General features: G+C 72.6%; 24 protein-coding genes. 14 read left to right on the top strand and 10 right to left on the bottom strand.

What is annotated here, in order from left to right; translation table 11 throughout:
• The first annotated feature begins 12 nt into the window (after positions 1 to 12).
• Positions 13 to 1,020 (top strand): LysR family transcriptional regulator, encoded by a 1,008-nt coding sequence (locus IF129_RS19430; protein WP_191211006.1) that lies wholly within the window; start codon positions 13 to 15, stop codon positions 1,018 to 1,020.
• A gap of 134 nt (positions 1,021 to 1,154) precedes the next feature.
• A complete protein-coding gene (locus IF129_RS19425) occupies positions 1,155 to 2,354 on the top strand; it encodes a S8 family peptidase (protein ID WP_191211005.1) in 1,200 nt (399 codons plus the stop codon).
• Between the two features lie 173 nt (positions 2,355 to 2,527).
• Here IF129_RS19425 and IF129_RS19420 read toward each other — a convergent pair whose 3' ends face one another.
• Together IF129_RS19420 and IF129_RS19415 are read right to left on the bottom strand one after the other, a co-directional pair.
• Positions 2,528 to 3,217: a potassium channel family protein gene (locus IF129_RS19420; protein WP_224755245.1), complete on the bottom strand. Its 690-nt coding sequence runs from the start codon at positions 3,215 to 3,217 to the stop codon at positions 2,528 to 2,530.
• The gene (locus IF129_RS19415; RefSeq protein ID WP_318153837.1) at positions 3,210 to 4,550 is read right to left on the bottom strand and encodes a TrkH family potassium uptake protein; all 1,341 of its coding nucleotides are present in this window, start codon (positions 4,548 to 4,550) and stop codon (positions 3,210 to 3,212) included. Before IF129_RS19415 ends, IF129_RS19420 begins: the two co-directional genes overlap by 8 nt.
• Positions 4,551 to 4,829: 279 nt before the next feature.
• On the opposite strand from IF129_RS19415, the gene IF129_RS19410 reads away from it, so the two are divergent.
• Entirely contained in the window at positions 4,830 to 5,789 is a 960-nt protein-coding gene (locus IF129_RS19410) for a bile acid:sodium symporter (protein ID WP_191211092.1), read from the top strand.
• Positions 5,790 to 5,822: 33 nt separating this feature from the next.
• Here the strand turns inward: IF129_RS19410 and IF129_RS19405 are convergent, their stop codons facing one another.
• Entirely contained in the window at positions 5,823 to 6,392 is a 570-nt protein-coding gene (locus tag IF129_RS19405; protein ID WP_191211004.1) for a TetR/AcrR family transcriptional regulator, read from the bottom strand.
• Between the two features lie 5 nt (positions 6,393 to 6,397).
• Entirely contained in the window at positions 6,398 to 7,951 is a 1,554-nt protein-coding gene (locus IF129_RS19400; RefSeq protein WP_191211003.1) for an MFS transporter, read from the bottom strand.
• A gap of 116 nt (positions 7,952 to 8,067) precedes the next feature.
• On the opposite strand from IF129_RS19400, the gene IF129_RS19395 reads away from it, so the two are divergent.
• Positions 8,068 to 8,238 carry a hypothetical protein gene (locus IF129_RS19395; protein ID WP_191211002.1) on the top strand — a complete coding sequence of 57 codons (171 nt, stop codon included), beginning with the start codon at positions 8,068 to 8,070 and terminating at the stop codon, positions 8,236 to 8,238.
• A gap of 521 nt (positions 8,239 to 8,759) precedes the next feature.
• Here the strand turns inward: IF129_RS19395 and sodN are convergent.
• Positions 8,760 to 9,155: a superoxide dismutase, Ni gene (gene sodN / locus IF129_RS19390; protein ID WP_191211001.1), complete on the bottom strand. Its 396-nt coding sequence runs from the start codon at positions 9,153 to 9,155 to the stop codon at positions 8,760 to 8,762.
• A gap of 189 nt (positions 9,156 to 9,344) precedes the next feature.
• Here sodN and sodX point away from each other — a divergent pair, with 189 nt between their 5' ends.
• Positions 9,345 to 9,683: a nickel-type superoxide dismutase maturation protease gene (gene sodX, locus IF129_RS19385; RefSeq protein WP_191211091.1), complete on the top strand. Its 339-nt coding sequence runs from the start codon at positions 9,345 to 9,347 to the stop codon at positions 9,681 to 9,683.
• Here the strand turns inward: sodX and IF129_RS19380 are convergent.
• Positions 9,605 to 10,216, bottom strand: a complete 612-nt coding sequence (locus IF129_RS19380) for a CGNR zinc finger domain-containing protein (RefSeq protein ID WP_191211000.1) — start codon at positions 10,214 to 10,216, stop codon at positions 9,605 to 9,607. The genes sodX and IF129_RS19380 overlap by 79 nt on opposite strands.
• 89 nt (positions 10,217 to 10,305) lie before the next feature.
• On the opposite strand from IF129_RS19380, the gene IF129_RS19375 reads away from it, so the two are divergent.
• Complete coding sequence (locus IF129_RS19375; protein WP_191210999.1) at positions 10,306 to 11,079, top strand: class I SAM-dependent methyltransferase; 774 nt, start codon at positions 10,306 to 10,308, stop codon at positions 11,077 to 11,079.
• A 102-nt stretch (positions 11,080 to 11,181) separates the two neighbouring features.
• On the opposite strand, the gene IF129_RS19370 is transcribed toward IF129_RS19375, so the two are convergent.
• A complete protein-coding gene (locus tag IF129_RS19370; RefSeq protein WP_318153835.1) occupies positions 11,182 to 12,378 on the bottom strand; it encodes an NAD(P)-dependent malic enzyme in 1,197 nt (398 codons plus the stop codon).
• A gap of 556 nt (positions 12,379 to 12,934) precedes the next feature.
• On the opposite strand from IF129_RS19370, the gene IF129_RS19365 reads away from it, so the two are divergent.
• The 5 genes from IF129_RS19365 to IF129_RS19345 all read left to right on the top strand — a co-directional run bounded on the left by IF129_RS19365 (position 12,935) and on the right by IF129_RS19345 (position 17,384).
• Complete coding sequence (locus tag IF129_RS19365) at positions 12,935 to 13,885, top strand: ABC transporter substrate-binding protein (protein WP_191210998.1); 951 nt, start codon at positions 12,935 to 12,937, stop codon at positions 13,883 to 13,885.
• A gap of 148 nt (positions 13,886 to 14,033) precedes the next feature.
• A complete protein-coding gene (locus IF129_RS19360) occupies positions 14,034 to 14,981 on the top strand; it encodes an amino acid ABC transporter permease (RefSeq protein WP_191211089.1) in 948 nt (315 codons plus the stop codon).
• A 77-nt stretch (positions 14,982 to 15,058) separates the two neighbouring features.
• Complete coding sequence (locus IF129_RS19355; RefSeq protein ID WP_191211088.1) at positions 15,059 to 15,811, top strand: amino acid ABC transporter ATP-binding protein; 753 nt, start codon at positions 15,059 to 15,061, stop codon at positions 15,809 to 15,811.
• Positions 15,812 to 15,933: 122 nt separating this feature from the next.
• Positions 15,934 to 16,896 (top strand): zinc-binding dehydrogenase, encoded by a 963-nt coding sequence (locus IF129_RS19350; RefSeq protein ID WP_191210997.1) that lies wholly within the window; start codon positions 15,934 to 15,936, stop codon positions 16,894 to 16,896.
• The gene (locus IF129_RS19345) at positions 16,893 to 17,384 is read left to right on the top strand and encodes a GNAT family N-acetyltransferase (RefSeq protein ID WP_224755244.1); all 492 of its coding nucleotides are present in this window, start codon (positions 16,893 to 16,895) and stop codon (positions 17,382 to 17,384) included. The genes IF129_RS19350 and IF129_RS19345 overlap by 4 nt, the downstream gene beginning before the upstream one ends.
• A gap of 33 nt (positions 17,385 to 17,417) precedes the next feature.
• Here IF129_RS19345 and IF129_RS19340 read toward each other — a convergent pair whose 3' ends face one another.
• The 3 genes from IF129_RS19340 to IF129_RS19330 all read right to left on the bottom strand — a co-directional run bounded on the left by IF129_RS19340 (position 17,418) and on the right by IF129_RS19330 (position 19,667).
• Positions 17,418 to 18,398, bottom strand: a complete 981-nt coding sequence (locus IF129_RS19340; RefSeq protein WP_191210996.1) for a PadR family transcriptional regulator — start codon at positions 18,396 to 18,398, stop codon at positions 17,418 to 17,420.
• A 1-nt stretch (position 18,399) separates the two neighbouring features.
• On the bottom strand, positions 18,400 to 19,320 hold the full coding sequence (locus tag IF129_RS19335) for a DUF4097 family beta strand repeat-containing protein (RefSeq protein WP_191210995.1): 921 nt from the start codon (positions 19,318 to 19,320) through the stop codon (positions 18,400 to 18,402).
• Between the two features lie 167 nt (positions 19,321 to 19,487).
• Positions 19,488 to 19,667, bottom strand: coding sequence for a DUF6104 family protein (locus IF129_RS19330; protein ID WP_191210994.1), 180 nt, complete (start codon positions 19,665 to 19,667; stop codon positions 19,488 to 19,490).
• A 193-nt stretch (positions 19,668 to 19,860) separates the two neighbouring features.
• Here IF129_RS19330 and IF129_RS19325 point away from each other — a divergent pair, with 193 nt between their 5' ends.
• The 3 genes from IF129_RS19325 to IF129_RS19315 all read left to right on the top strand — a co-directional run bounded on the left by IF129_RS19325 (position 19,861) and on the right by IF129_RS19315 (position 23,516).
• Positions 19,861 to 20,268: a CU044_2847 family protein gene (locus IF129_RS19325; protein ID WP_191210993.1), complete on the top strand. Its 408-nt coding sequence runs from the start codon at positions 19,861 to 19,863 to the stop codon at positions 20,266 to 20,268.
• Complete coding sequence (locus IF129_RS19320) at positions 20,265 to 22,301, top strand: VMAP-C domain-containing protein (RefSeq protein WP_191210992.1); 2,037 nt, start codon at positions 20,265 to 20,267, stop codon at positions 22,299 to 22,301. Before IF129_RS19325 ends, IF129_RS19320 begins: the two co-directional genes overlap by 4 nt.
• Before the next feature lie 108 nt (positions 22,302 to 22,409).
• The gene (locus IF129_RS19315) at positions 22,410 to 23,516 is read left to right on the top strand and encodes an AAA family ATPase (RefSeq protein ID WP_191210991.1); all 1,107 of its coding nucleotides are present in this window, start codon (positions 22,410 to 22,412) and stop codon (positions 23,514 to 23,516) included.

The following is a 23,516-nucleotide window of genomic DNA, read 5'->3' as shown; positions in this document are numbered from 1 at the left end:
TATTCTCCGGGCGTGGAGTTGGAAGTCAGGCACCTGCGAGCCCTGTGTGCGATCGCCGACGCGGGCAGCGTCCGCGCCGCCGCACGCCGACTCAGCATGACCCAACCCTCGTTGACGACACAGCTGCGGCGCATCGAGAACGCGCTGGGCGGTCGGCTGTTCGTCCGGGAGCGCACCGGCAGCCGTCCCACTCCCTTAGGACGCACCGTCCTCAGCCGCGCCCGGCCCATCGTCGCCGAGATGGCGGCGCTCATCACCGAGGCCCGTGAGGCCGTGCTGCGGACCGACGAGGCACGACTGCGGGTCGGCAGCACCGGCGGAACGGGCAGCAGCACCGTCGTCGGCTGGCTGCGCCGACTGCACGCCCGCTACCCCGGTGTCGACACCACCGTGCACTTCGAGGTCTCGGCCAACCTCCTCCTGCGGATGGTCGCCGCCGGACAGCTCGACGCGGCCTTCGTCCACGAGGTCGCCGGCTGCCCGTTGCAGCCGCCACCCGGCCTGGAGCAGCGCGTCCTCGTCGAACGGGAGCCGCAGTTCGTGGCCGTGTCCGCCTCCCACCCCGCCGCCCACCGTGCGGAGATCGACCTCGCGGACGTCGCCCAGGACAGCTGGATGGTCGACCCGGCCGCCGACGGCGAATGGGACGGTCTGCGCCGCGTCTTCGCGGCCGCCGGGCTCAACCCCAAAGTCGTCCTCGGCGACTACAACACCGCCGGCATCCTCACAGCGGCAGGCGAGGTCGTCATGCCGTGCCAGCCCACCTCGGCCAGCCGACCCGGGCTGGTGGTCCGCCCGCTCGCCGGCGACCCGCTCACCGTCCGCCTCCTGCTCGTCTCCCGCCCCTCCCCGGCTCCCGGGACCGACGCGGACGAGGTCTTCTCCGCCCTGCGCGAGGCGTACACGGAGATCGCGCGGGGCTGCGACGCCTACCGCCGGTGGCTGCTGCGCCACGGGAGCCCGCTCCTGGCGGGGGACCCGGGGGCCGAATCCCCGGCCGGGCCACCACCGGCCGGGTGACCACCGGACGGGTGAAGGGGCTCAAGCCCACGGCGTGGCGCTGACGATGGTCCTGGCGACGGCCGTCGCACACGTCATGCGGACCGCGGGCGTGCCGGGGGCCGCGCGCCGACCCCGTCCGAGAGGCACCGCTGATGTTCCGTTCCCTGACGCGTCGTCTGGCCCTGGCGACCGCCGCGGCCCTCCTGCCCGCCCCCCTCGTCGCCGCCGCACCCGACGGCGGCGCGCCCGAGCCCGAACGCACGGTGCTCGCACCGCTCATCCACAGCGCCGACCCGATCCCCGGCCGGTACCTCGTCACCCTCGACGCCGGATTCGACCCCGCCGGGGTCGCTCGGGGCGTCGGAGCGGAGCCGAGCTTCGTCTACCGGGCCGCCGTCCTCGGATTCGCCGCCCCGCTCACCGACGCGCAGGTGGCGGCCGTTCGCCGGGCGCCGGGGGTCGCCGCCGTGGAGCAGGACGCCCGCGTGCGGCTGAACGACCCGCTCGCGCTGCCCCGCCCCGCGGCCCCCGCGGCCACCTGGGGGCTGGACCGGATCGACCAGCGTGAACTCCCCCTCGACGGCGACTACAGCGTCGGCGGCGACGGCTCGGGCGTCACCGCCTACGTCATGGACACCGGCATCGACTACGACCACAGCGAGTTCGGCGGGCGCGCCGGGGCCGGATTCGACGCCGTCGGCGACGGCCGCGACGGCGCCGACTGCAACGGCCACGGCACCCACGTCGCCGGGACGGTGGGCGGCGGCACCTACGGCGTCGCCCGCGAGGTGTCGCTGGTGAGCGTCCGGGTCCTGGACTGCGAGGGCCGGGGCAGCACCGGCGGCATCATCGCCGGGCTGGACTGGACGGCGCGCAACGCCGCGAAGCCGGCCGTCCTCAACGCCTCCCTGGGCGGCGGCTACTCCTACGCCACCAACGCCGCCGTCGACAACCTCGCCCGGGCCGGGGTGCTGCCGGTCGTGGCGGCCGGGAACTCCGACCGGAACGCCTGCTCCGTCTCCCCGGCCGGCGCCGACTCGGCCCTCACCGTGGGCGCCACCCGGCGCGACGACGAGGAGGCGCAGTTCAGCAACCACGGCCCCTGCGTGGACCTCTACGCCCCCGGCGTGGACATCGTCTCCGCCCGACTCGGCGGTGGCGGCGTCGCGCTGAACGGCACGTCGATGGCCGCCCCGCACGTCGCCGGGGTGGCCGCCCTGCTCCAGCAGGAGAACGGAGACGTCTCCGCGGCCGCTCTCGCCCGCCTCCTGACGCGGACCGCGACCCCGGACCAGGTCGGGAACATCGGCCCCGGCTCCCCGAACCGGCTGCTGTTCACCGGCTCCCTGTGACGCGGCGCGCCCGGCCCGAGGGGTTCCCCCGCGTCACCCCCGGGCCGGGCGCCGTGCCGTGGCGTCCCCCGGCACACCCCGCAGCGTAGAAGCGGTCCGGCGGCACGGACCAGCTTTTCAGGGCGCCCCGAAACGTCCCCGGTCACCGGTGTCGACGCCGGACGCGGCACCGCTCAGCGCAGGTCGCTGAAGCGCTCGCTCTGCCGGGTGCGTCCGGCGACGATGATCGTGTCCTCCGCGTCGAGCACGGTGTCCGCCGTCGCGTAGGTGAACCCCTCGCCGGGACGCTTGACCGCGACGACGGTCACCCCGAAGCGCGAGCGGACCCCGCTGTCGGCCAGCCGGAGGCCGACGATCTCGGCGGGGGGCCGCGTCTTGACCATCGCGAAGTCGTCCTCGAACTCGATGTAGTCGAGCATCCGGCCACGGACGAGGTGGGCGACCCGCCGCCCCATGTCGTGCTCGGGGTAGACGACGTGGTGGACCCCGAGCTGGGCGAGGATGCGTCCGTGCGCCTCGCTGATGGCCTTCGCCCAGACATCCCGGACACCGAAGGAGATCAGCAGCGACGCGGTGAGGATGCTCGCCTCGATGTCGGTCCCGATGGCCACCACGGCGCGGTCGAACTCGTGCACCCCGAGTTGGCGCAGCACGTCCTCCTTGGTGGAGTCGGCGCGCACCGCGTGGGTCAGCGCCCCGGACAGGGACTGCACCACTTCCAGGTCCTCGTCGATCCCGAGCACCTCGGTCTGCTCGTCGACCAGCTCCAGGGCGAGCGAGCGGCCGAAGCGGCCCAGACCGATGACGACGACGGAATCGCTCTCCACCTTCCGGCGGCTCGTGGCGCTGCGTTTCCTAGCCAATGACGGGTCGCTCCTCGGGGAAGTCGTAGAGGCGGGCGCGCTGGCGCAGGGCCAGGGCGGACGCCACGGTGATGGGGCCGAGCCGGCCGATGAACATCAGCGCGACGAGCAGGAGCTGTTCGGGGGCGGGCAGGTCAGCCGTGATGCCCGTGGACAGGCCGACCGTCGCGAAGGCGGACGTCACCTCGAAGAGGGACCGGTCGAGGCTGAAGTCGGTGAAGACCAGGAACACCACCGTCGAGCCCACCACGGCCGCCACGGACAGCAGCACGACCGTCAGCGCCTGCCGCTGGACGTCGCCCTGCAACCGCCGGTGGAAGATGTTCACCGACGCCTCGCCGCGCACCTCGGCGTAGATGACGAAGAACAGCACGGCGAACGTCGTCACCTTGATGCCGCCCGCCGTCCCGGCGCTCGCGCCGCCCACGAACATGAGCACGTCCATGCCCAGCCACGTGGCCGGATTCATCTCCGCCGTGTCCACGCTGTTGAACCCCGCCGTGCGGGGCATGACGCCCTGGAAGAACCCCGCCAGGAGCTTGCCGGGGACGTCGAGGGGCCCCAGCGTTCCGGGATTGCCCCACTCGAGCGCGGTGACGAACAGCGTGCCCCCGACGAGGAACCCCGAGCTGGCGGCCAGCACGATCTTCGTGTGCAGGGACCAGCCGCGTGGCCGGCGCCAGCGCCGCCGCAGCTCGAACAGGACGGGGAAGCCCAGGCCGCCCGCGATGACGGCCGAGGCGATGGGCAGACAGATCCACGGGTCGCCCACGAACCCCATCAGACTGTCCGAGTAGAGGGCGAACCCCGCGTTGTTGAAGGCCGAGACGGAGTGGAAGGCCCCCAGCCACAGTGCCTCCGGCCAGGGCGTGTCATAGCCCAGCCCGAACCGGAGGGTCAGGACGAACGCGATCACCGCCTCGATGAGCAGCGATGCCTTCACCACACCGACGACCACCGAGCGGATCTCACCCAGCCCGAGCGACTTGGTCTCCGACGCGGCCCTGAGACGGGCCCGCAGCCCGAGCCGGTGGGACACCAGCATCACCAGGACGGAGGCGAACGTCATGATGCCGAAGCCGCCGACCTGGATCAGCCCCAGGATGACCGCCTGCCCGAACCCCGACCAGTACGAGGGGGTGTCGACGACGACGAGCCCGGTGACGCAGACGGCCGAGGCCGCCGTGAACAGCGCCTCCACGGCGTCGGCCCCACCCGGGCCCGCCTTGGCGGCCGGCAGCATCAGCAGACCGGTCCCGGCCGCGACGGCCGTCGCGAATCCGGCCACGACCATCTGGGCCGGATGCCGCAGCAGCGGCCGGTTCCTCTTCACCAGGGCCACGGCACACCGTCGCCCGTGGGCTCCCCACACGTGCTCACCGGACGACGATATCCAGCCATCTCGACCGCCGACCGCCCATAGCGCCTCCAGCCGAGCTAGAAGTTCGTCAATAACTCCACGTCAGGACTTCCGTACGCACGGTGCGCGAGGCGTGGGCCCGCGCCGGGCCGTCTGTGAGGATGGGACGGGGCCACCACCGGGCGGCCGTCGAACGCACGGGAGGGAGCGGCGCGGGTGTCGCAGCAGGGGTCGCGGGGGCTCGTCGGCCGCATGGAACGTCACCAGGTCGCGGTCTACGTGGTCGCGCTCGCCGCGGGAGCCCTGCTCGGCCGGACGGCGCCGACCCTCGCCCCGGGCCTGGCGCACGCGATCAACCCGGTGCTCGGCGCACTGCTCCTCGTCACCTTCCTGCAGGTCCCGGCCGCCGACCTGGTCCGTTCACTGCGCGACGGCCGGTTCCTGTCCGCCGCGCTCCTCGTGAACTTCGCGGTGGTGCCGCTTGCGGTCGCCGCCCTGTTCCCGTTCCTCCCCGCCGACCAGGCCGTTCGGCTCGGTGTCCTGCTGGTGCTGCTGTGCCCGTGCGTGGACTACGTCATCGTCTTCTGCGGGCTGGCCGGCGGCTCGCACCGCAGGCTGCTGGCCGCCACCCCGCTGCTCCTCGTCGCGCAGACGGTCCTGCTGCCGGGCTTCCTGTACCTGTTCATGGGCTCCGGGCTGGCCGACGTCGTCGAGGCCGCGCCGTTCGTCGAGGCGTTCCTGACCCTGATCGTCCTGCCGCTGCTCCTCGCGTGGGCCCTCCAGGCGTGGGCCGCGCGCCGACCGGCCGGACGGGCGGTGGCCGACGCGGCGACCACCACGATGGTGCCGCTGATGGCGGCGACCCTGCTCGTCGTCGTCGCCTCCCAGGTCCCCGGGCTCGACGACGGCTTCGGCGATGTCGCGGCCGTCGTCCCGTTCTACGTCGCCTTCCTGCTCGTCATGGCGTTCGCCGGAAAGGCCGTGGCCCGCCTCTTCCGCCTGGACGTCCCGGCCGGGCGCGCGATCGTCTTCTCCGGTGCCACCCGCAACTCCCTGGTCGTCCTGCCGCTGGCTCTCGCCCTGCCGGACGAGCTCGCCGTGGCGGCCGTCGTCGTGGTCACCCAGACGCTGGTCGAAGTGGTCGGCATGGTCGCCTACGTCCGCGTCGTGCCCCGGCTCCTCCCGGCGAAGCCCTCCGCCCGCGTCACCTGAGACGTCCGCACCGGTCCGCGAACCGCCCGGAGGCTAGGGGGTGGTTCCTCGTAGCGCCCTACCCAGGACCGCCCGGATGTGGTCCGGGTCGGCATCGTGGCATTCGAGCAGAATGGCCGCACACAGCCCGTCGCACAGGGCGACGAACGCCTCGACGGCGTCCGGCTCGTCGGTCTGTGTGCGGGCGAGTTCGGCCACGGTGTCGCGCCAGCCTCGGGCCGCGGGGCGCAGGACGGGGCGGCGAGCGGCCAGGGTGGACAGCTCACGTTCGGCCAGGGCGCGCTCGCGGCCCGGCCCCGCGGATTCAGCGATGAGCCGGGCGAGCCCGTCGAGAGGGTCGTCCTCGGTTTCGACGAGTCGGCGGATGCGGTGGGTGTACTCGCTGGTGACGCTGGTCAAGGCGGCGACCAGCAAGTCGTCGAGTGTGGCGAAGTAGTAGAGGGTCAGGCTGGTGGTGATGCCCGCCTCCTTGGCGACGGTCCGGTGCGTCACACCGGCGGCTCCGTCGCGGCGGACGACCGCGAGCGTTGCCTCGATGATCTGGGCTCGGCGGCGTTGACCGCGCAGCGTGCGCCCATCGACCGTGTCCTGCTCGTCCGCCATTGACCTCACCGATCATCGCCGTTCACGGGAGTCGAGGCTATCGGCTCCGTCTCAGGGGTCGCGTCCCCGATGGGGCGGATGTGGCGCAGCGTCCCGAAGCAGACGACCGCTGCTCCGGCGATGGCCAGACCCGCGACGAGCGCGGCGGTGTTGAGTCCGCCGACGAACGCGTCCTGCGCGTGTCGGAGCGCCCCTGCCGGCAGTTGGTCCGCGACGGACGTCGCGCCGGGGAGGCTGTCGCCGTAGGGCTCGACCACCGAACGGGGCAGTCCGGGCCGGGCCTCGACCGTCGTCCGGTAGATCGCCGTGGTGAGGCTGCCCAGGAGCGCGACCCCGGCCGCGATCCCGAGTTCCTGCACGGTCTCCGACAGCGCGGCGGCCGACCCGGACCTCTCCGGCGGTGCCGCCCCGACGACGATGTCGGTACCGAGCGCGGCGATGACCCCGAGGCCGAAGTAGAGGAACCCGAACCCGACGACCACACTCAGCCTGCTGTCGGTCCCGGCCAAGGCGAGGACGGCGTACCCGACGAGGGACAGCGCGAGGGCGGAGGCCATCACGCTCCCCGGCGGGACGCGTGTGGCGACCAGGGGCGCACCGATGCCCCCGACCAGCATGGCCAGTGCCGGCGGCCCCATCCACAGGCCCGCGGCCATCGGCGTGAGGCCCGTGACGAGCTGGAGGTGCTGCGTGATCAGGAACATCATTCCGCCGAAACCGACCAGGCCGATCAGCAGGACGGTCAGGGCGGCGGGGAAGGCCCGGTTGGTGAAGAGCCTCATGTCCAACAGCGGTTCCCTCAGGCGCAGTTGGCGACGGACGAACGCGACGGCCGAGCCGCCGCCGAGCAGGACGGCGGTCAGCGCCCGGGCATCGACGCCGTGGGCGGCGACATGCTTGATCGCGTAGACGGCCGGAAGCATCGCCGTCAGGGACAGGACGACGCTCCACAGGTCGGGCCGACCGGCGTCGGTGCGGGACTCCGGCAGCAGCGCCGGTGCGGCGACCAGTACGAAGACGCTGACGGGCAGCGCGACCAGGAAGGCCGCACCCCACCAGAAGCCGGCGACCAGGACGCCGCCCACGACCGGTCCGGCCGCCATGCCCAGTGCGAACATCGTGGCCCAGGCGCCGATCGCCAACGCCCGTTGCCGGGCATCGGTGAACATGTCGCTGATCAGGGACAGCGTGGAGGGCATCAGCGTCGCCCCGGCCACTCCCAGCATTGCCCGGGCCATGATCAGCCAGTGGGCGCCGGGGGCGAACGCCGCGAGGACCGAGGCCGCGCCGAACGCGGCGGTGCCGATCATCAGCAGGCGCCGACGCCCGATCCGGTCGCCCAGCGTTCCCATGGTGATCAGGAACCCCGCGATGAGGAATCCGTAGGTGTCCATGATCCACAACGTCTCCGTCGCGGTGGGACGCAGGTCCGCGGCCAGGCTCGGGATGACGAGATAGAGCACCGTGACATCGAGCCCCAACAGCGCGGTCGGTAGCGCCAGCACCGCCAGGCCGGCCCACTCCCGCCACCCGGCACGTGACGAAGGTTCCGCCCTCATTCCACCCCTCCGATCCAGTTGAACGAACGTACTAGTTGTACCATCGTTCAGTATGAGGGACAGGGCGGCCCCCGGGTCGCTTCCGGATGTGTGGAGGTCGGGCCGGACCGCGTCGAATGCGCCATCCGCCGGGCGGCACCGGGGAACGTGCGGACCGCAGCGGAGGCGTCCAGGGGCAGAACGCGTACGAGGCGACGTTCCTGGAGATCGACGCGGAAGGGACGCGCGCGCGGCTCCGGGCCGCCGACGCCGAGCGTGGCTTCGGGCACGCCTCTTCGCGCGTCTGATCTTCGAGAGTGACGCCGTGCGGGGGGAGCAGCGGCCGCGGCTGCGCGACCAGCGCGGCACGGCCACACGTACCAGCAGAACTACCGCGGAGAGTGCGCGGCTCGACGGCGTCGTCCCGCGCGGCTCGACGGCGTCGTCCACGACTTCGACGCCCGGCCGGACCTTCCGACCTTCCTGGAAGTCGAGAGCCACTCCGAGGAAGCTGTCGGCGCGGCGGTCGCCGCCCTCGGACCGGACCACGGCGAAGCCCGCTTCGGGAGCGGCGACCTGGCCTATGCGAGAGAACGGGGTCGAGACGTCCTCGCGGAGCCGGCCCCGCTGTTCACCCGACCGTCTCGCGTCCGACGCCGCTGTCGGTGCTCGCGGGTCCGTGCTCGGGCGTGCGGGATCTGCCGGGCCCGGCCGGAGAAACACCGCACCCGGTCCGTCGTGGACGCCGTTCTCGGCGGCCTACGGACCGGGTGCGGACACGTTGACCAAGCGATCAGGGACATCGCAGGCCACAGGGCATGAGACGGGCTCAGGCCTTCTTGGTCTCCCAGAAGATCTTGTCGATCTGGGCGATGTAGTCCAGGGCCTTCTGGCCGGTGGCCGGGTCGGTCGACCCCTTGGCGGCCGAGAGGGCCTTGAGGGTGTCGTTCACCAGCTGGTGCAGCTCCGGGTACTTCTCGAAGTGCGGCGGCTTGAAGTAGTCGCTCCACAGCACCGAGATGTGGTGCTTGGCGAGCTCCGCGCGCTGTTCCTTGATGTCGGTGGCGCGGGCGCGGAAGTGCGGGTCCTCGTTGGCCTGGTACTTCTCCTGGACGGCCTTCACCGACTCGGCCTCGATGCGGGCCTGGGCCGGGTCGTAGACACCGCAAGGAAGGTCGCAGTGGGCGCTGACCTCCACCTTCGGCGCGAACAGGCGGGAAAGCATAAGAGCTGGGCCTCCTCGTGATCGTCTTCTCACGTGCGAGATTACTCCCTGAGGGAAGGCTTTTCGCGCGGGGGCCCGCTGGATTAGGGCGAAAGTCCGAGGGGCGGCGTGCGGCCTTCGGAGGATGGACCGGACGGAGGACGGCTGGTGCTGGGACGGATCGGGCTGGCGGAGGTGTTCAACCCGTCGATGGTGCCGACCCTGCTGCCGGGGGACCGGCTGGTGCTGCGGTACGGCGTCCCGGTGCGGCCGGGGCACGTCGTCGTGCTGCGGCATCCGTTCCAGCACGACCTGCTCGTCGTCAAGCGGATCGTGGGCCGCCGGGAGGGCGGCTGGTGGGTACGGGGTGACAATCCCTACGTGCGCAACGACAGTCGCGAGTTCGGGGCGGTGCCCGACGAACTCGTCGTGGCCCGGGCCTTCGTGCGGCTGCGGCCGCCGCGGGAGGTTCAGCGCTCCGTGGCCTCGGTGACCGGCTGGGCCCTGTCGGCCGTGCGTCCGCTCTCCAGACGCTTGCGGGCCCGGTAGGCGGCGACGTTGGCCCGGGTGGCGCAGCGGTCGGAGCAGTAGCGCCGGGAGCGGTTGGTGGAGGTGTCCAGGTAGGCGTTGCGGCAGGGGTCGGCCTGGCAGACGCCGAGGCGGTCGACGCCGAGGTCGGTGAGGCTGAAGGCGAGGCCGATGGCGGCCATGGCGGTGTAACCGGCGCCCGCGCTGGCGGCGTTCTCCGCGAGGTGCATGTGCCATTTGGGGTTGCCCTCGTCGTCGCGGTACTCGTGGCCGGCGACCTGGGGGCTGCAGGGGTACTCCATGAGCAGCGCGTTCAGCAGGTTCACCGCGCGGACCTCGTCGTCCTCCGCGGCGGCGGTGAAGACGGCGCGCAGCCGCGTCCGCACGGTGCGCAGGCGGGTGACGTCGGCGTCGGCGGTGCGCCGGGCCGTCTGCCGGTTGGGCCCGAACAGCTCCCGCACCGCCTCGACCGAGGTGAGCGTGTCCTCGCCGCGGAGCGGCTGCTCGGTGTTGACGAGTCGCACGGCGAAGTCCGCGTAATAGGTCAGTTCCACTTGTGGTCCTTACGGCCGAGGTCTATCGTTGCGGACGGGGAAGTAATGGCTGGCCCCCAATCCAGCCTATTACCCGTGGAGGGGAAGCGATGACGGACACCGCCGCACACACCGACTGGCAGACCTGGCAGCACTCCTGGGACCGGCAGCAGCAGTGGTACCTCCCCGACCGCGAGGAGCGCTTCCGGACGATGCTCGACACCGTGGAGGCGCTCGTCGGGCCCGAGCCGCTCGTGCTCGACCTGGCCTGCGGTACGGGCAGTATCTCCGATCGGCTGCTCACGCGGTTCCCGAACGCCCGAAGCGTCGGCGTGGACCTGGATCCCGCCCTGCTGACCATCGCGCGGGGCCACTTCGCCGACGAGAGCCGGGTGCGCTTCGTCAGCGCGGACCTGCGCGACCCCGACTGGCCGGCGCGCCTGCCCCACCAGCGGTTCGACGCCGTCCTGACGGCCACGGCGCTCCACTGGCTGCGCACGGAGGAACTCGCCACGCTCTACGGCCGGATCGCCGGGCTCGTCCGCGACGGGGGCGTCTTCCTCAACGCCGACCACATGCCCGACGAGCGCACGCCCCGGATCAACGCCGCCGCCCATGCCTACGACAAGGCTCGCCGGGCCCGTGAGAAGGAGGCCGGAGCGCAGGACTGGACCGAGTGGTGGCGGGCCGCCGCCGCGGACCCCGCGCTCGCCGCCGCCGTCGCCGAGCGCGACCGGATCTTCGGGGCCCCGGCGGACGACCACGCGGACGGGCAGTTGCAGTCCCCGGCGTGGCACGCACGTGCCCTCCTCGACGGCGGCTTCGCCGAGGCCAGGACGGTGTGGGCGTCGCCGAGCGACGCCATGGTCCTCGGGCTGAGGTGAGGCGAGCCTCCCCGGGCGGAGAGGCGCACTCCGCGCCGGGGAACGGATGAGGGGCGGTGCGGGTGGGAACCCGCACCGCCCCTCGTCGTCCCGGGCCCGGCCCTACCGCCGGGCGACGCCCTCGGCGCGGGCGGCGGCGGCCACGGCGGCGGTGACCGCCGGGCCCACCCGCTCGTCGAACGGCGAGGGGATGACCTTCTCGGCACTCAGCTCGTCCGCCACGACGGCCGCCAGGGCCTCGGCCGCGGCCAGCTTCATGCCTTCGGTGATGCTCGTCGCCCGCACCTGGAGCGCACCGGCGAAGACGCCGGGGAAGGCGAGCACGTTGTTGATCTGGTTCGGGTAGTCGCTGCGCCCGGTGGCCACGACGGCCGCGTACTTGCGCGCGACGTCCGGGTGGATCTCCGGGTTGGGGTTGGCCATGGCGAAGACGAACGCGCCCTCGGCCATGGTCGCGACGGCGGGCTCGGGGACCGTGCCGCCGCTGACGCCGATGAAGACGTCCGCGCCCGCCATGGCGTCCTCCAGCGACCCGGAGCGCCCGGCCTTGTTGGTGAAGCCGGCCAGCTCCCGCTTGACGTCGTTGAGGTCGTCGCGGGTCGCCGAGACGATGCCCTTGCGGTCGCAGACGGTGACGTCGCCGATGCCCGCCTCGACGAGGATCTTGGCGATGGCCACGCCGGCCGCTCCCGCGCCCGAGATCACGGCCCGCAGGTCTCCCAGCGCGCGGCCGGTGAGCCGGGCCGCGTTGCGCAGGGCGGCCAGGGTCACGATGGCCGTGCCGTGCTGGTCGTCGTGGAAGACGGGGATGTTCAGCCGCTCCTTGAGCCGCTCCTCGATCTCGAAGCAGCGCGGGGCGGAGATGTCCTCCAGGTTGACGCCGCCGAAGGAGGGGGCCAGGCGGACGACCGTCTCCACGATCTCGTCCGCGTCCTTGGTGTCCAGCGCGATCGGCACCGCGTCCACGCCGCCGAACTGCTTGAACAGGATGGCCTTGCCCTCCATGACGGGCAGGGACGCCTCAGGGCCGATGTCGCCGAGTCCGAGGACGGCGCTGCCGTCCGTCACGACGGCGACCACCTGCGACTTCCAGGTGTAGTCGTCCACGAGCTCCGGCTGCTCCGCGATGGCCGTGCAGACCTTGGCGACGCCGGGCGTGTACGCCAGCGACAGGTCGGCCGTGTCCCGCACGGGCACCGTCGCCTGCACCGCCATCTTGCCGCCGCGGTGCAGTGCGAAGGCCGGGTCGATCGCGTCTTCGGCCAGCTCTTCCTGCGGATTCACGATCTCCGCTGCCACTTTGACCCCTTATTCCAATTCATTGCCGAGGGTACCGCTGCCTGGTTGAGGAGCGGGCGGAACCGCGTCCACGTTCCCGTCGGGCGGTCGCCACCGTTCAGGGGGGAGGTTGTGGACGCCGGGCGCGCCGCACACGCGCCCTGGTCCCCGGGTGAGGGGTGTAGCAGCCCTTTGTACCGGATGACGATGAGCGCCACGAGTCGTGTTTCTCGTTCCCGGGGGGTCGCGACCACGGAAGGTGATCGATCATCGAGGACTTATCCGGCGAATGCGGATCAATCGGGCGGAGCACGGGAGGTGAAGGGGACTTTCCACGCAACCTGGTCGCGGTTGCGTGAGGAAGCTCTCAATCCGGTCGGTAGGGGTCCTCCGGAGTGCTCAAACCGACCAAACAGTGTTCGGTCACCGATCTCCGTTATCCGATTTTGATATCGCTTCCCTCTTGCAGGGCGTGTCCGGATGGCAAGATTCCTCCCATTACGCAGGGTCGCGTGCCACGAAGGCGTGAGCCGCTGCCTGCCGAACGCCCCCTCACCCCTCGCAGGAGGACCTCACCATGACCGCACGCATCACCCGCCGTCCGTCCGCGCGCCGTCGTCTCGCCGCGGCCGGAGCCATCGCGGTCACGGGGGCCCTGATACTGACCGGTTGCGGCGACCAGACGGACGACGCCGACAGCGGCGACGAGGGCAAGAAGGAGACCACCTCCTCCGAGGCCCCGCTCTTCGACCAGCTGCCCAAGGACATCCAGGACGCCGGCGTCATCAACGTCGGCTCCGACATCGCCTACCCGCCCATCGAGTTCATCGAGGGCGAGGAGATCAAGGGCATCGACCCCGATCTCGCCGAGGCGATGAGCAAGCAGCTCGGCGTCGAGCTGAAGTTCCAGGACGCCGCCTTCGACCAGCTGATCATCGGTCTGAACGACTCCAAGCGCTACGACATCGTCATGTCGGCGATGACCGACACCAAGGAGCGCCAGGACGGCGCGGCCGAGGACGCCGAGGGCGGGGTCGACTTCGTCGACTACTTCCAGGCCGGCTCGGCGCTCCTCGTCGAGAAGGGCAACCCGGAGAAGATCGAGGCCCTCGACGACCTCTGCGGCCTCGGGGTCGCCGCCCAGCGCGGCACCGCCAACGAAGCGCTGCTGGAGGCCCAGATCGAGAAGTGCGGTGACGACAAGATCGAGCCGTTCATCGCCGACAAGGACACCGACTCCGTCACCCAGCTCCAGAACGGCCGCGTCCAGGCCGTTATCACCGACTACCCGGTGGCCATCTACACCGAGAAGACCGCCGGTGGCGGCGACCGCTTCGAGGTCGTCGGCGAGCAGATCGACGCGGCCCCCTACGGCATCGCCGTCAACAAGCAGAACACCGAACTGCGCGACGCCGTACAGAAGGCCCTCCAGGCGATCATGGACAACGGCGAGTACGCCGAGGTGCTGAAGGAGTGGGGCGCCGAGGAAGGCGCGCTGGAGAAGGCCACCGTCAACGCGGGCAAGTGAGGGCGGACCGCACCGCCCCGGGCCATCCCCTGCACCTGATTGAGGCAACACTCCCGTGAACGAAGCACCTGACACGCCGGGCGAGCCGCAGGAGGCCGACCGGGCCTCCGCGGCCGCCGGGCGCGACGCACAGGTCGGCGAGACCCGGCTGACCAAGACCGACACGCTCCGGACGGAGGAGACGGCCACCGCCGACCTCCCCCCGGCCGCCATCAAGGCCATCCCCGTGCGCCACTGGGGCCGGTGGATCGGCGCCGCCCTCGTCCTCGCGGCCCTGGCCGCGATCGGCCTCGCCTTCGTCAACGGCGACATCGCCTGGGCCGTCGTCGGCGAACGTCTGACGGACGGCACGTTCTTCTGGCCCGCGTGGGAGACCCTGAAGATCAGCGTCTACGCCATGCTCATCGGCGTGGTGCTGGGAACGCTGCTGGCCGTCATGCGGCTGTCCTCCAACCCGGTGCTGTCCGCGGTCTCCTACGCCTACATCTGGTTCTTCCGCGGCACCCCGGTGATCGTCCAGCTGCTGCTCTGGTTCAACCTGTCGGCGGTCTTCACCTACGTCGACCTCGGACCGATCTACCGGAACGAGATGAACGACGTCATGACGCCGTTCGTCGCCGCCCTGCTCGCCCTCGGGCTCAACGAGGCCGCCTACATGGCGGAGATCAGCCGTGCGGGAATCCAGTCCGTCGACCACGGTCAGACGGAGGCCGCACACGCCCTCGGCATGAGCGGCTCCAAGACGATGCGCCGCATCGTGCTGCCCCAGGCGATGCGCGTCATCATCCCGCCGACGGGCAACGAGTACATCAACATGCTCAAGACCTCGTCGCTGGCGTTCGCCATCGGCTACGGGGAACTGTTCTACGTCGCCAAGAACGTGGGAACCACGGACTACAGCGTCATGGAGATGTACCTCGTCGTCTCCGTCTGGTACCTGGGCCTGACGACCATCTTCAACGTCGGCCAGTACTACCTGGAGCGGCACTACTCCAAGGGCGCCAACCGCTCCCTGCCGCCCACCCCGTTGCAGCGCATCCGGGGCCAGCTGACCGCCTTCCGCACGCCGAGCAAGGTGGGAGGCACCACCGTATGAGCGAGACAGCAGCAACCGGCACCACCGGGACCGGGACGAGCGGCACCGAGGAGGACACCGTGGAGCCGGTCCTGCCCATGGTGAAGGCCGAGCAGGTCCACAAGTCCTTCGGTCACACCGAGGTGCTCAAAGGCATCGACCTGGAGGTGGCGGCCCAGGAGGTGTTCTGCCTCGTCGGCCCGTCCGGCTCGGGCAAGTCGACCTTCCTGCGGTGCATCAACCACCTGGAGAAGATCAACGCCGGCCGGCTGTACGTCGACGGACGGCTCGTCGGCTACCGGCAGAAGGGCGACCGGCTCTACGAGCTGCGCGAACGCGAGGTCGCCGAGCAGCGCAAGGACATCGGCATGGTGTTCCAGCGCTTCAACCTCTTCCCGCACATGACGGCGCTGCAGAACGTCATGGAGGCGCCCGTCCAGGTCAAGGGCGAGTCCAAGGCCGTGGCCCGGGAACGGGCGGAGCGGCTGCTGGAACGGGTGGGCCTCGCCGACCGGATGCGGAACTACCCGGCCCAGCTCTCCGGCGGCCAGCAGCAGCGCGTCGCCATCGCGCGGGCGCTGGCCATGGAGCCCAAGCTGATGCTCTTCGACGAGCCCACCTCGGCGCTCGACCCTGAGCTGGTCGGCGAGGTGCTGGACGTCATGCGCGGCCTCGCCGAGGACGGCATGACGATGATCGTCGTGACCCATGAGATGGGCTTCGCCCGAGAGGTCGGGGACTCCATCGTGTTCATGGACGACGGCGTCGTCGTCGAGTCCGGCAACCCGCGGGACGTCCTCACCAACCCGCAGCACGAGCGCACGCAGGCCTTCCTCTCGAAGGTCCTGTAGCTCCACGGCGCACCGAGGGCGGTACGGACCCGACCGGGTCCGTACCGCCGTCACCCGTGCGCGGCGCGTGTCACAGCGGTACCCCATTCCGCCCGGGCGCCTGGCCGCGTAGCTTGAGGATCATGTTTGCCGCGTATGCCGCCCGCATGGACCCGGAACAGCCGCTGACCGGCCTGGAGCTGGGGGAACGCCCCGAGCCCGACGTGCCGCCCGGCTGGACGACCGTCGACGTCAAGGCCGCCTCGCTCAACCACCACGACCTGTGGTCGCTGCGCGGCGTCGGCCTGGGCGAGGAGGCGCTTCCGATGATTCTCGGCTGCGACGCCGCCGGGATCGACGCGGACGGCAACGAGGTGGTCGTCTACCCGGTGATCGGGCTGACGGGACACGGGGTCGGCCCGCGTGAACCGCGCACCATCCTCACCGAGAAGTACCAGGGCACGTTCGCCGAGCGGGTGGCCGTGCCGCAGTGGAACGTCCTGCCCAAGCCCGCACAGCTCTCCTTCGAGGAGGCCGCGTGCCTGCCGACGGCGTGGCTGACGGCCTACCGGATGCTGTTCACCAAGGCCGGTGTCCGGCCGGGGGACAGCGTCCTCGTCCAGGGGGCCGGGGGCGGTGTGGCGACCGCGGCCATCGCGCTGGGCGCGGCGGCGGGGCTGCGCGTCTTCGCCACCAGCCGGGACGAGGCCAAGCGCGCGAAGGCGCTGGAGCTGGGCGCCGAGGCCGTGTTCGAGCCGGGGGCGCGCCTGCCGCAGCGGGTGGACGCCGTGATGGAGACCGTCGGTGCCGCGACGTGGTCGCACTCGGTGAAGTCCCTCAAGGCCGGTGGCGCGCTGGTCATCTCCGGGGCGACCAGCGGCTACCACCCGAAGGCCGCCGAGCTGAACCGCATCTTCTTCCTGGAGCTGAAGGTCATGGGCTCGACCATGGGCACCAAGGAGGAGCTGGCGGGGCTGCTGGACTTCTGTGCCGCCAAGGGCCTGCGTCCCGTCATCGACTCCACGCTGCCGCTGGACCGCGCGCGTGAGGGCTTCGAGAAGATGGCCTCCGGCGATCTCTTCGGCAAGATCGTGCTCACGGTTTGAGCGGCACCGAGCTCTGGACGGTGGCCCCGGCGCCCGTGGACGGCGCCGAGGCCCGCGCAGCACTGCTCGCCTACTACACCGACATCGTGGGCCGGTACCACGACCGGCCCGCGACGGCGGACGAGATCCGCACGGCGATGGAGGAGGAGCCCAGCGACGGGTTGGCGCCGCCCCACGGACGCTTCCTGCTCGGGCGGTACGCCGGGGACGTCGCCGGCTGTGCGGGCGTGCGGCTGCTGGAGCCCGGTACCGGGGAACTGACGCGCGTCTTCGTACGGCCGGAGCGGCGGGGCACCGGAGGCGGCGCCCTGCTGCTCGCCGCCGCGGAAGAGGCCGCGCGGGAACTGGGCGCGGTGCTCCTGCGCCTGGACACGCGCGCCGACCTCGTCGAGGCCCGGGCCCTGTACGCGGCGCGCGGCTACCGGGAGATCCCGGCCTACCACGACGGGCCCTACGCGGACCACTTCTTCGAGAAGGCCCTGGTCTGATCCGACGGCCCGCCCCGCACCGAGTCCTTCGGCTCAGCGGGGGGTCCGGAGTATGACCCCGATGTGGGCGGCGGCGGTGGACAGATGACGGCGTGCCTCCCGGAGCTGCTCCTCGGTGACGCCGTGGTCGCGGGCGGCGTCGCGTACGTCGTCCCGGAAGCGGTCCAGCAGACGTTCCAGACTGCGTGCCGGATCGCCCCCCGGCTCGCCCCCCTCCGTCGCCCACTCCGGTGCGGGGGACGCTGCGGGGCCTCCGTCCGCCGGGCGCTCGTCCGCCTCGCCCTCCTTCGGCCCGCTGGAAGCCGACGGCCACGGCGAGGCGTCTCCGGTGAAGCGCCCGAGGTGGCCCATCTCCCGGGCCAACTGCGCCATGCCCTCCCGAACCGCCCCCTGCCAGTCCCCGGTCTGGGTGTGCGAGGAGACGCGGTCCTGCACCTCGCGAGCGATTCGGCGGACTTCCTCCTGCGCCGCGTGCTGGGCGTCGTGACGTGCCTGCCGGGCCTCCTCCTGGGCGGCACGACTCTCCTTGCGGGCCCTGCGGCTCTCAGCCTTGGCCCGCCGGGCCTCCTCCTTCCACTCCCGGGTGGCCGTCTGCCACCAGGCGTCCGGTTCGCCGTCGTCGGTGGCTCGGGTGCGCTCGGCGGCCTCCCTCATCTCGCGCCGCAGGTCGTCCGCCGAACCGCGGACGTCCTCCCGGATCTCCCCGGCCAGGGCCGCCAGCGAGTCGTGGAGCTCCCGCTCCAGGTCGGTCAGCTCGCCGCGACGGCCGGCCAGCTCGGCGCGGCCGTCCTGGGTGAGCCGGTACACCTTGCGCCCGCCCTCGGTGGTGTGGCTGACCAGCCCCTCGGCCTCCAACTTCGCCAGCCGGGGGTAGACGGTGCCGGCGGAGGGGGCGTACAGACCGCGGAAGCGCTCCTCCAGGAGCCTGATCACCTCGTAGCCGTGCCGGGGGGCCTCCTCCAGGAGCTTCAGCAGGTACAGGCGGAGCCGGCCGTGGGCGAAGACGGGGGGCATGTCAGGCGTCCTTCACGAACGAGGGGGTGTCGGTGGGGGAGGGGCTCCTGCGCAGGAGCGCGATGCTCCCGGAGACGGTCGTGGCCTTCACGCTGCGGCGTCCCGAGCCCAGGGTGCCGGTGATGCGTTTGGCGCCCCAGTGGCCGCCGACCCGGAGGTCGTCGAACCCGCAGGAGAGGGAGCCGCCGCCCGTGTGGGCCTCGACGACGGCGTCGGGACGCCGGGGGAGGCGAATCGCGACCTCCCCGGAGACGCTGGTGAGACACAGGGCGCCGGGAACGGACCCGGGCTCGCGGGCCCCGGTCTCCCCGACGGGCTCCGGGAACGCCCCACCCTGCGCGTCGCTCACGTCCACGATGAGGTCACCGGTGACCGTGTCCGCCCTGAGGGCCCCCGCTCCGCCGTCGACGACCGTGAGGGTGCCGGAGGCCGAGTGGAACGTGAGGTCGCCCGCCAGCCCCTGGGCCTCGACGCTCCCGGAGACCGTGTGCGCGTGGGCGGGGCCGCGCAGCCCGACGAGTGTCGTGCCCCCGGAGACGCCGCGGATCTCGGTCCGGCCGGCGATGCGGGACACCACGGCGTCGGCACCGACGACGGCCACCCGTACGTCGGCGGACGCGGGCACGGCCAGCGTGACGTCGGCGCTGCGCCGCCGACCTGTGCCGTCGAGCAGCTTGTCGAGCAGTGTGAGGAAACCCTGCCAGGGCACGTCGTCGTAGGCGACGGTCAGGCTGCCGCCGTCCTGGACGACGCGCAGCGGTGGGCCGTCCAGAGCCGAGACCTCCAGCCGGGGCGGGGCGGCGGGCTCCAGACCGACGACGTTCACGGTGCCGCCGACGACACGGATCTGCGCCCGGTGGACGGGCTCGGTGAGGGTGAGCCGTTGTGGGCTCTCGACCCACCGCTCGCTTCGGCTGGACACAGGAAGGCCCTCCCCATTCGGGCTGGACGACACGCAACATATCGCGTTTGCGCTTTTCACGATACATCGCGTTCACCCCGCGTCAAGGGGCGCATGGCGCAGGCCGCGCGCCGGTCGCGGCCTCCGGGGACGGAACGCGACCTATCGCGTCCGGAGACGGCCCGGCGTCACTCGTCGTCCTCGTCGTCGAGACGGGCCAGCCACGTGGCGAGGCGTTCCACGGGGACCTCGAAGTCGGGGTTGAGGTCGACGAACGTCCGCAGCTGCTCGGCCAGCCACGCGAGGGTCACCTCCTCCTCGCCGCGCCGGTTCTCCAGCTCCTCGATGCCTCGGTCGGTGAAGTACAACGTGCTCTCCGTCGCCGGTCGGGTGTCTCCCCGCAGGATATGCCGGGCCCGCACGCGTCCCGCGCGCCCGTCCGGCCCGCCGGTTCCCGCCCCGCCGCAGCCGACCGCCGCCCCTCGCGTCCGCCCCGTCTCGCCGCTAGCCTGCTGCTCCGACCGGGGGTTCAACGGCTAGGTGTGAACGGGGTGTTGACGCGTGGGTGAGGGCATCAGCCAGCTGCGGCTGGATGACGGGACCGTCGTGTGGGCCCGGATCAGCGAGGCGCAGGAACTGCGTCCGCCGGGCGGCTACCGGGACTCCGCGCTCTCCGGCCGCGTCGCGGAGCTCGCTTCGGGCCTCTCGGACACCGTGCGGGGGGTCGTGCGGTCCGTGCGCATGGGGATGGCCGCCGCCGCGCCGGACGAGGTGACCGTCGAGTTCGGCCTGGAACTGGCGGCCCAGGAGGGGCGGCTGGTCAGCCTGCTGGCCAACGCCCAGGGCACCGCCTCGATCAACGTGACGCTCAGGTGGTCGGAGCGCGGCCCGCGCCGGGGCGAGGGTGACGGCTCCGGCGGGACGTCCGGGCCGGCGGACGCCGCCGCCTCCGCGCCGTCCGCTCCGTGAGCCCCCTGGACGCGCTGGTACGCAGGGCGGCCGTGCGCATCGCCGCCCCCGGAGAGGGGTATGACGACGCTGGCGACGCGTTCTGGGGAACGGGCTTCTTCATCGCCCCCACCTGGGTTCTGACCTGCGCACATGTCCTGGCCGAAGGAGGTGGCGAGGTGTGGGGCACGACGGACGCCGTGGGCGTCACCTGGGCGGGCGGCCGGACGACCGGCACCGTACGCCTCGCCCACCCCGTGCCGCGCCCCGGCGAGGTCTTGCGGGGGTGGCCCGCCCCCGACCTCGCGCTCGTCCACGTTCCGGAGGCGGTCGACGTCACGTGCGTGTGGCTCAGCGACCGGTCGTCCTTCGAGGGCAGCCGCATCTCCCTGCACGGCTGGTCCCTGACGACCGGCACGCGCGCCTACCGGCCGGCGGTGGGCCAGGTCAGCGGGCTGGACGGGCCGCTGCTCCTGCTGCGCGGCGAACGCCCCGTCGCGGGCACCTCCGGTGGCCCGCTGGTGGACCGGGTCAGGGGCGAGGTCATCGGCGTGTGCAAGGCGCGGGACGAGGGCGACCCCACGGCGGGTCTCGCCGTCCCCGTCACCGCGTTGCACGCGCTGCGCGAGCTGCCCGGCGGCGACGCGTTGCTGACGCAGGTCCTCGCCGCCCACGACGCCCACCACCTGGCCCGCCAGCGCACCCTCGGCTCCGACTCCTCGTGGACGGACGCCCAGTTGGAGCTGCTGGGCGACCGGATGCGGCGCTTCGACCCGGCGCTGCGCGCCCACCTCCTGGGCAGACTGGCCGCGTTGACGCCGCCGGCGACGTCCGGGGAGGTGGCCTCGCTGGTGGACGGCGTGCGCCGGCGCACCCTCCAGGGCCGCTACCGGCCGAGCGTGGACGAGCCGGCGCCGCGCACCTGGCGGGAGGGCGTCGGGCTGCTCTACGGGCGGGACGAGGCACGGGAGCTGATGGGCGTCGTGCTGTACGCGGCGGAGGTCGCGAGCCTCGTCCGGGCGCGCGGCCACGAGGACGACACGGGCCCGCTGCGGGAGCTGGGCGCCTGGGTGCGCACGGCCGCCGAACCGCTCATCGACATCCGCCAGGAGGTGCAGGAGATCCTCGACGGCGACGGCTCGGGCACCGTCAAGCGGCCCCGGCCGCGCGCCGCCGTCCGGGTGGTCATCCACCCGTGCGGCTACGGCGACCGCTACCCGTGGGAGGTCAAGCTCGTCTTCGACCCGCCGGGCGGGGAGGACGCCGGGGGTGTGCGGGGCTTCGACGGCGACGACACCGGCCACCGGCGGGGCGAGCTGCGCACCGCTCTGCGCGCCCCGCTGGCAGCGGCGCTGAACCAGTGCGACGTCGGCGGGCAGCTCGCCGCCGTGGAGTTCGTGGTGCCGCGCGACCTGTTCGACACGCCCTTCGACACCTGGGAACTCGCGCCGCGCCGCACACCGGAGGGGACCAACCCGCACGGCCTGCCGCTCGGGCAGCGGCGGGTCGTCGCCGTCCGGGACCTGCTGCGCACGACCGTCGCGCCCACCCAGGAGTGGCAGCGGCGCTGGACGGCCGCCCAGGACGGGCCGTTGGCGGCGGTACCGCTCCGGGCGGGCGTGCCGGGGGACGGCCACGACGCCGGGCCGCGCGGCGAGAGCTGGCTCGCCGCCTACGACCGGCTCTCCAACGCGGACCCGGCGAGCGTCCCGGTCTTCTGCGGCGGGGTCGGCCACGGCGACGGCGCACAGGCGCTGGACGCCGCGCTCGCGGCCGGCCACCCCGTCGTCATCTGGCGCTCACAGGCCACCGGGCACAGCGATTGCGCCGATTTCCACCGGCAGGCGGAGGAGTTCGTGGCCGAGGTCCGTACGGCCGAGCGGCTGCACGGCCCGCTGCGCAGCCTGCGCATCCGCACCGGCGACCCCGACCGGCTCGAACCGGAGACGGCGTGGGGACGGTCGATCGCCCTGCTCTTCGACCCGCCCGACCCGTACACGGGCGGCACCGGCCCGGTCCACGAGCCGTATCCGACCCCGGAGGTGCCCTGGTGAACCACCGGTCGAGCACGCGTCAAGTGACGCTCTCCGGACGGCCGGAGGGCTCCGCAGCCCCGGCCGCGGGGAGTACCGTCGACCACCGAGCCCGTGAGGAGGCCGTCCGTGAATGACTGGCGCATCTACCGGGGTGCGGGGCTTCCGCACGACGGGGTCCGCCGACTGCCCCCGCCGCCGCCGTGGCGCGACTTCGCCGCCGGACGGCCGCATGAACCCGCCGGGGAGGACGCCGCGGAACCGGCCGGGGACGACGCCGGGGAGGAGACGGCCGCCGGCAGCCCGGACGCGGCACCGCCCGGCGGGCCCGCCCCCGCCGAGACGGATCCGAGCGCGGCCCGCCGCCTCGGCGTGCGGCGTCGCCTGGTGGAGAACCACCACCCCCGGCCGGAGGAGGTGGAGGCCGTCAACGCGGCGCTCTACCTGCGCCGCCCCCTCATCGTCACCGGAAACCCGGGCGCGGGGAAGTCGACGCTGGCGCACGCCGTCGCCCACGAGCTGGGGCTGGGCCGGGTGCTGCGCTGGCCGATCGTCAGCCGCACGACCCTGCGGGACGGTCTGTACCGCTACGACGCCATCGGGCGGCTGCAGGACGTCCAGTTGGAGCGCGCGGCGGGTGGTGCGGCCGGTCACGGACCACCGTCCATCGGCACCTACATCCGCCTCGGCCCGCTCGGCACGGCCCTGCTGCCCTCGGCCCGCCCCCGCGTGCTGCTCGTCGACGAGCTGGACAAGAGCGATCTCGACCTCCCCAACGACCTGCTCAACGCCCTGGAAGAGGGCGAGTTCACCATCCCCGAGCTGGAACGCGTCGCCGACCGGGAGCCCACGGCGGAGGTCCTGACCGACGACGGCGCACGGGTGCCGGTCGCGGGCGGCCGGGTGCGCTGCACGACGTTCCCGTTCATCGTCCTGACCTCCAACGGGGAGCGGGACTTCCCGCCCGCCCTGCTGCGCCGCTGCATCCGGCTCGAACTCGCGCCGCCCGGCGAGGAGCAGCTCGTCGCCATGGTCACCGCCCACCTCGGCGCCGACGCGGTCACGGCGGGGGAGGACCTCATCGAGCGGTTCCTCAGCCGCGACCCCGGCTCGGTCATCGCCGCGGACCAGCTGCTCAACGCCCTCTACCTCACCCAGCACACCCCGCAGGCCGAGCGGGTCACCCGCGACCGCCTCGCCGAGATCCTCATGCAGCCGCTCGACCGGCCGAGGTGA

Origin of the sequence: Streptomyces chumphonensis, assembly GCF_014779715.1 — a bacterium.
Lineage (GTDB): Bacteria > Actinomycetota > Actinomycetes > Streptomycetales > Streptomycetaceae > Streptomyces > Streptomyces chumphonensis.
Note: the sequence above shows the minus strand (reverse complement) of the source record. Positions and strands in the feature narration are given on the sequence as shown.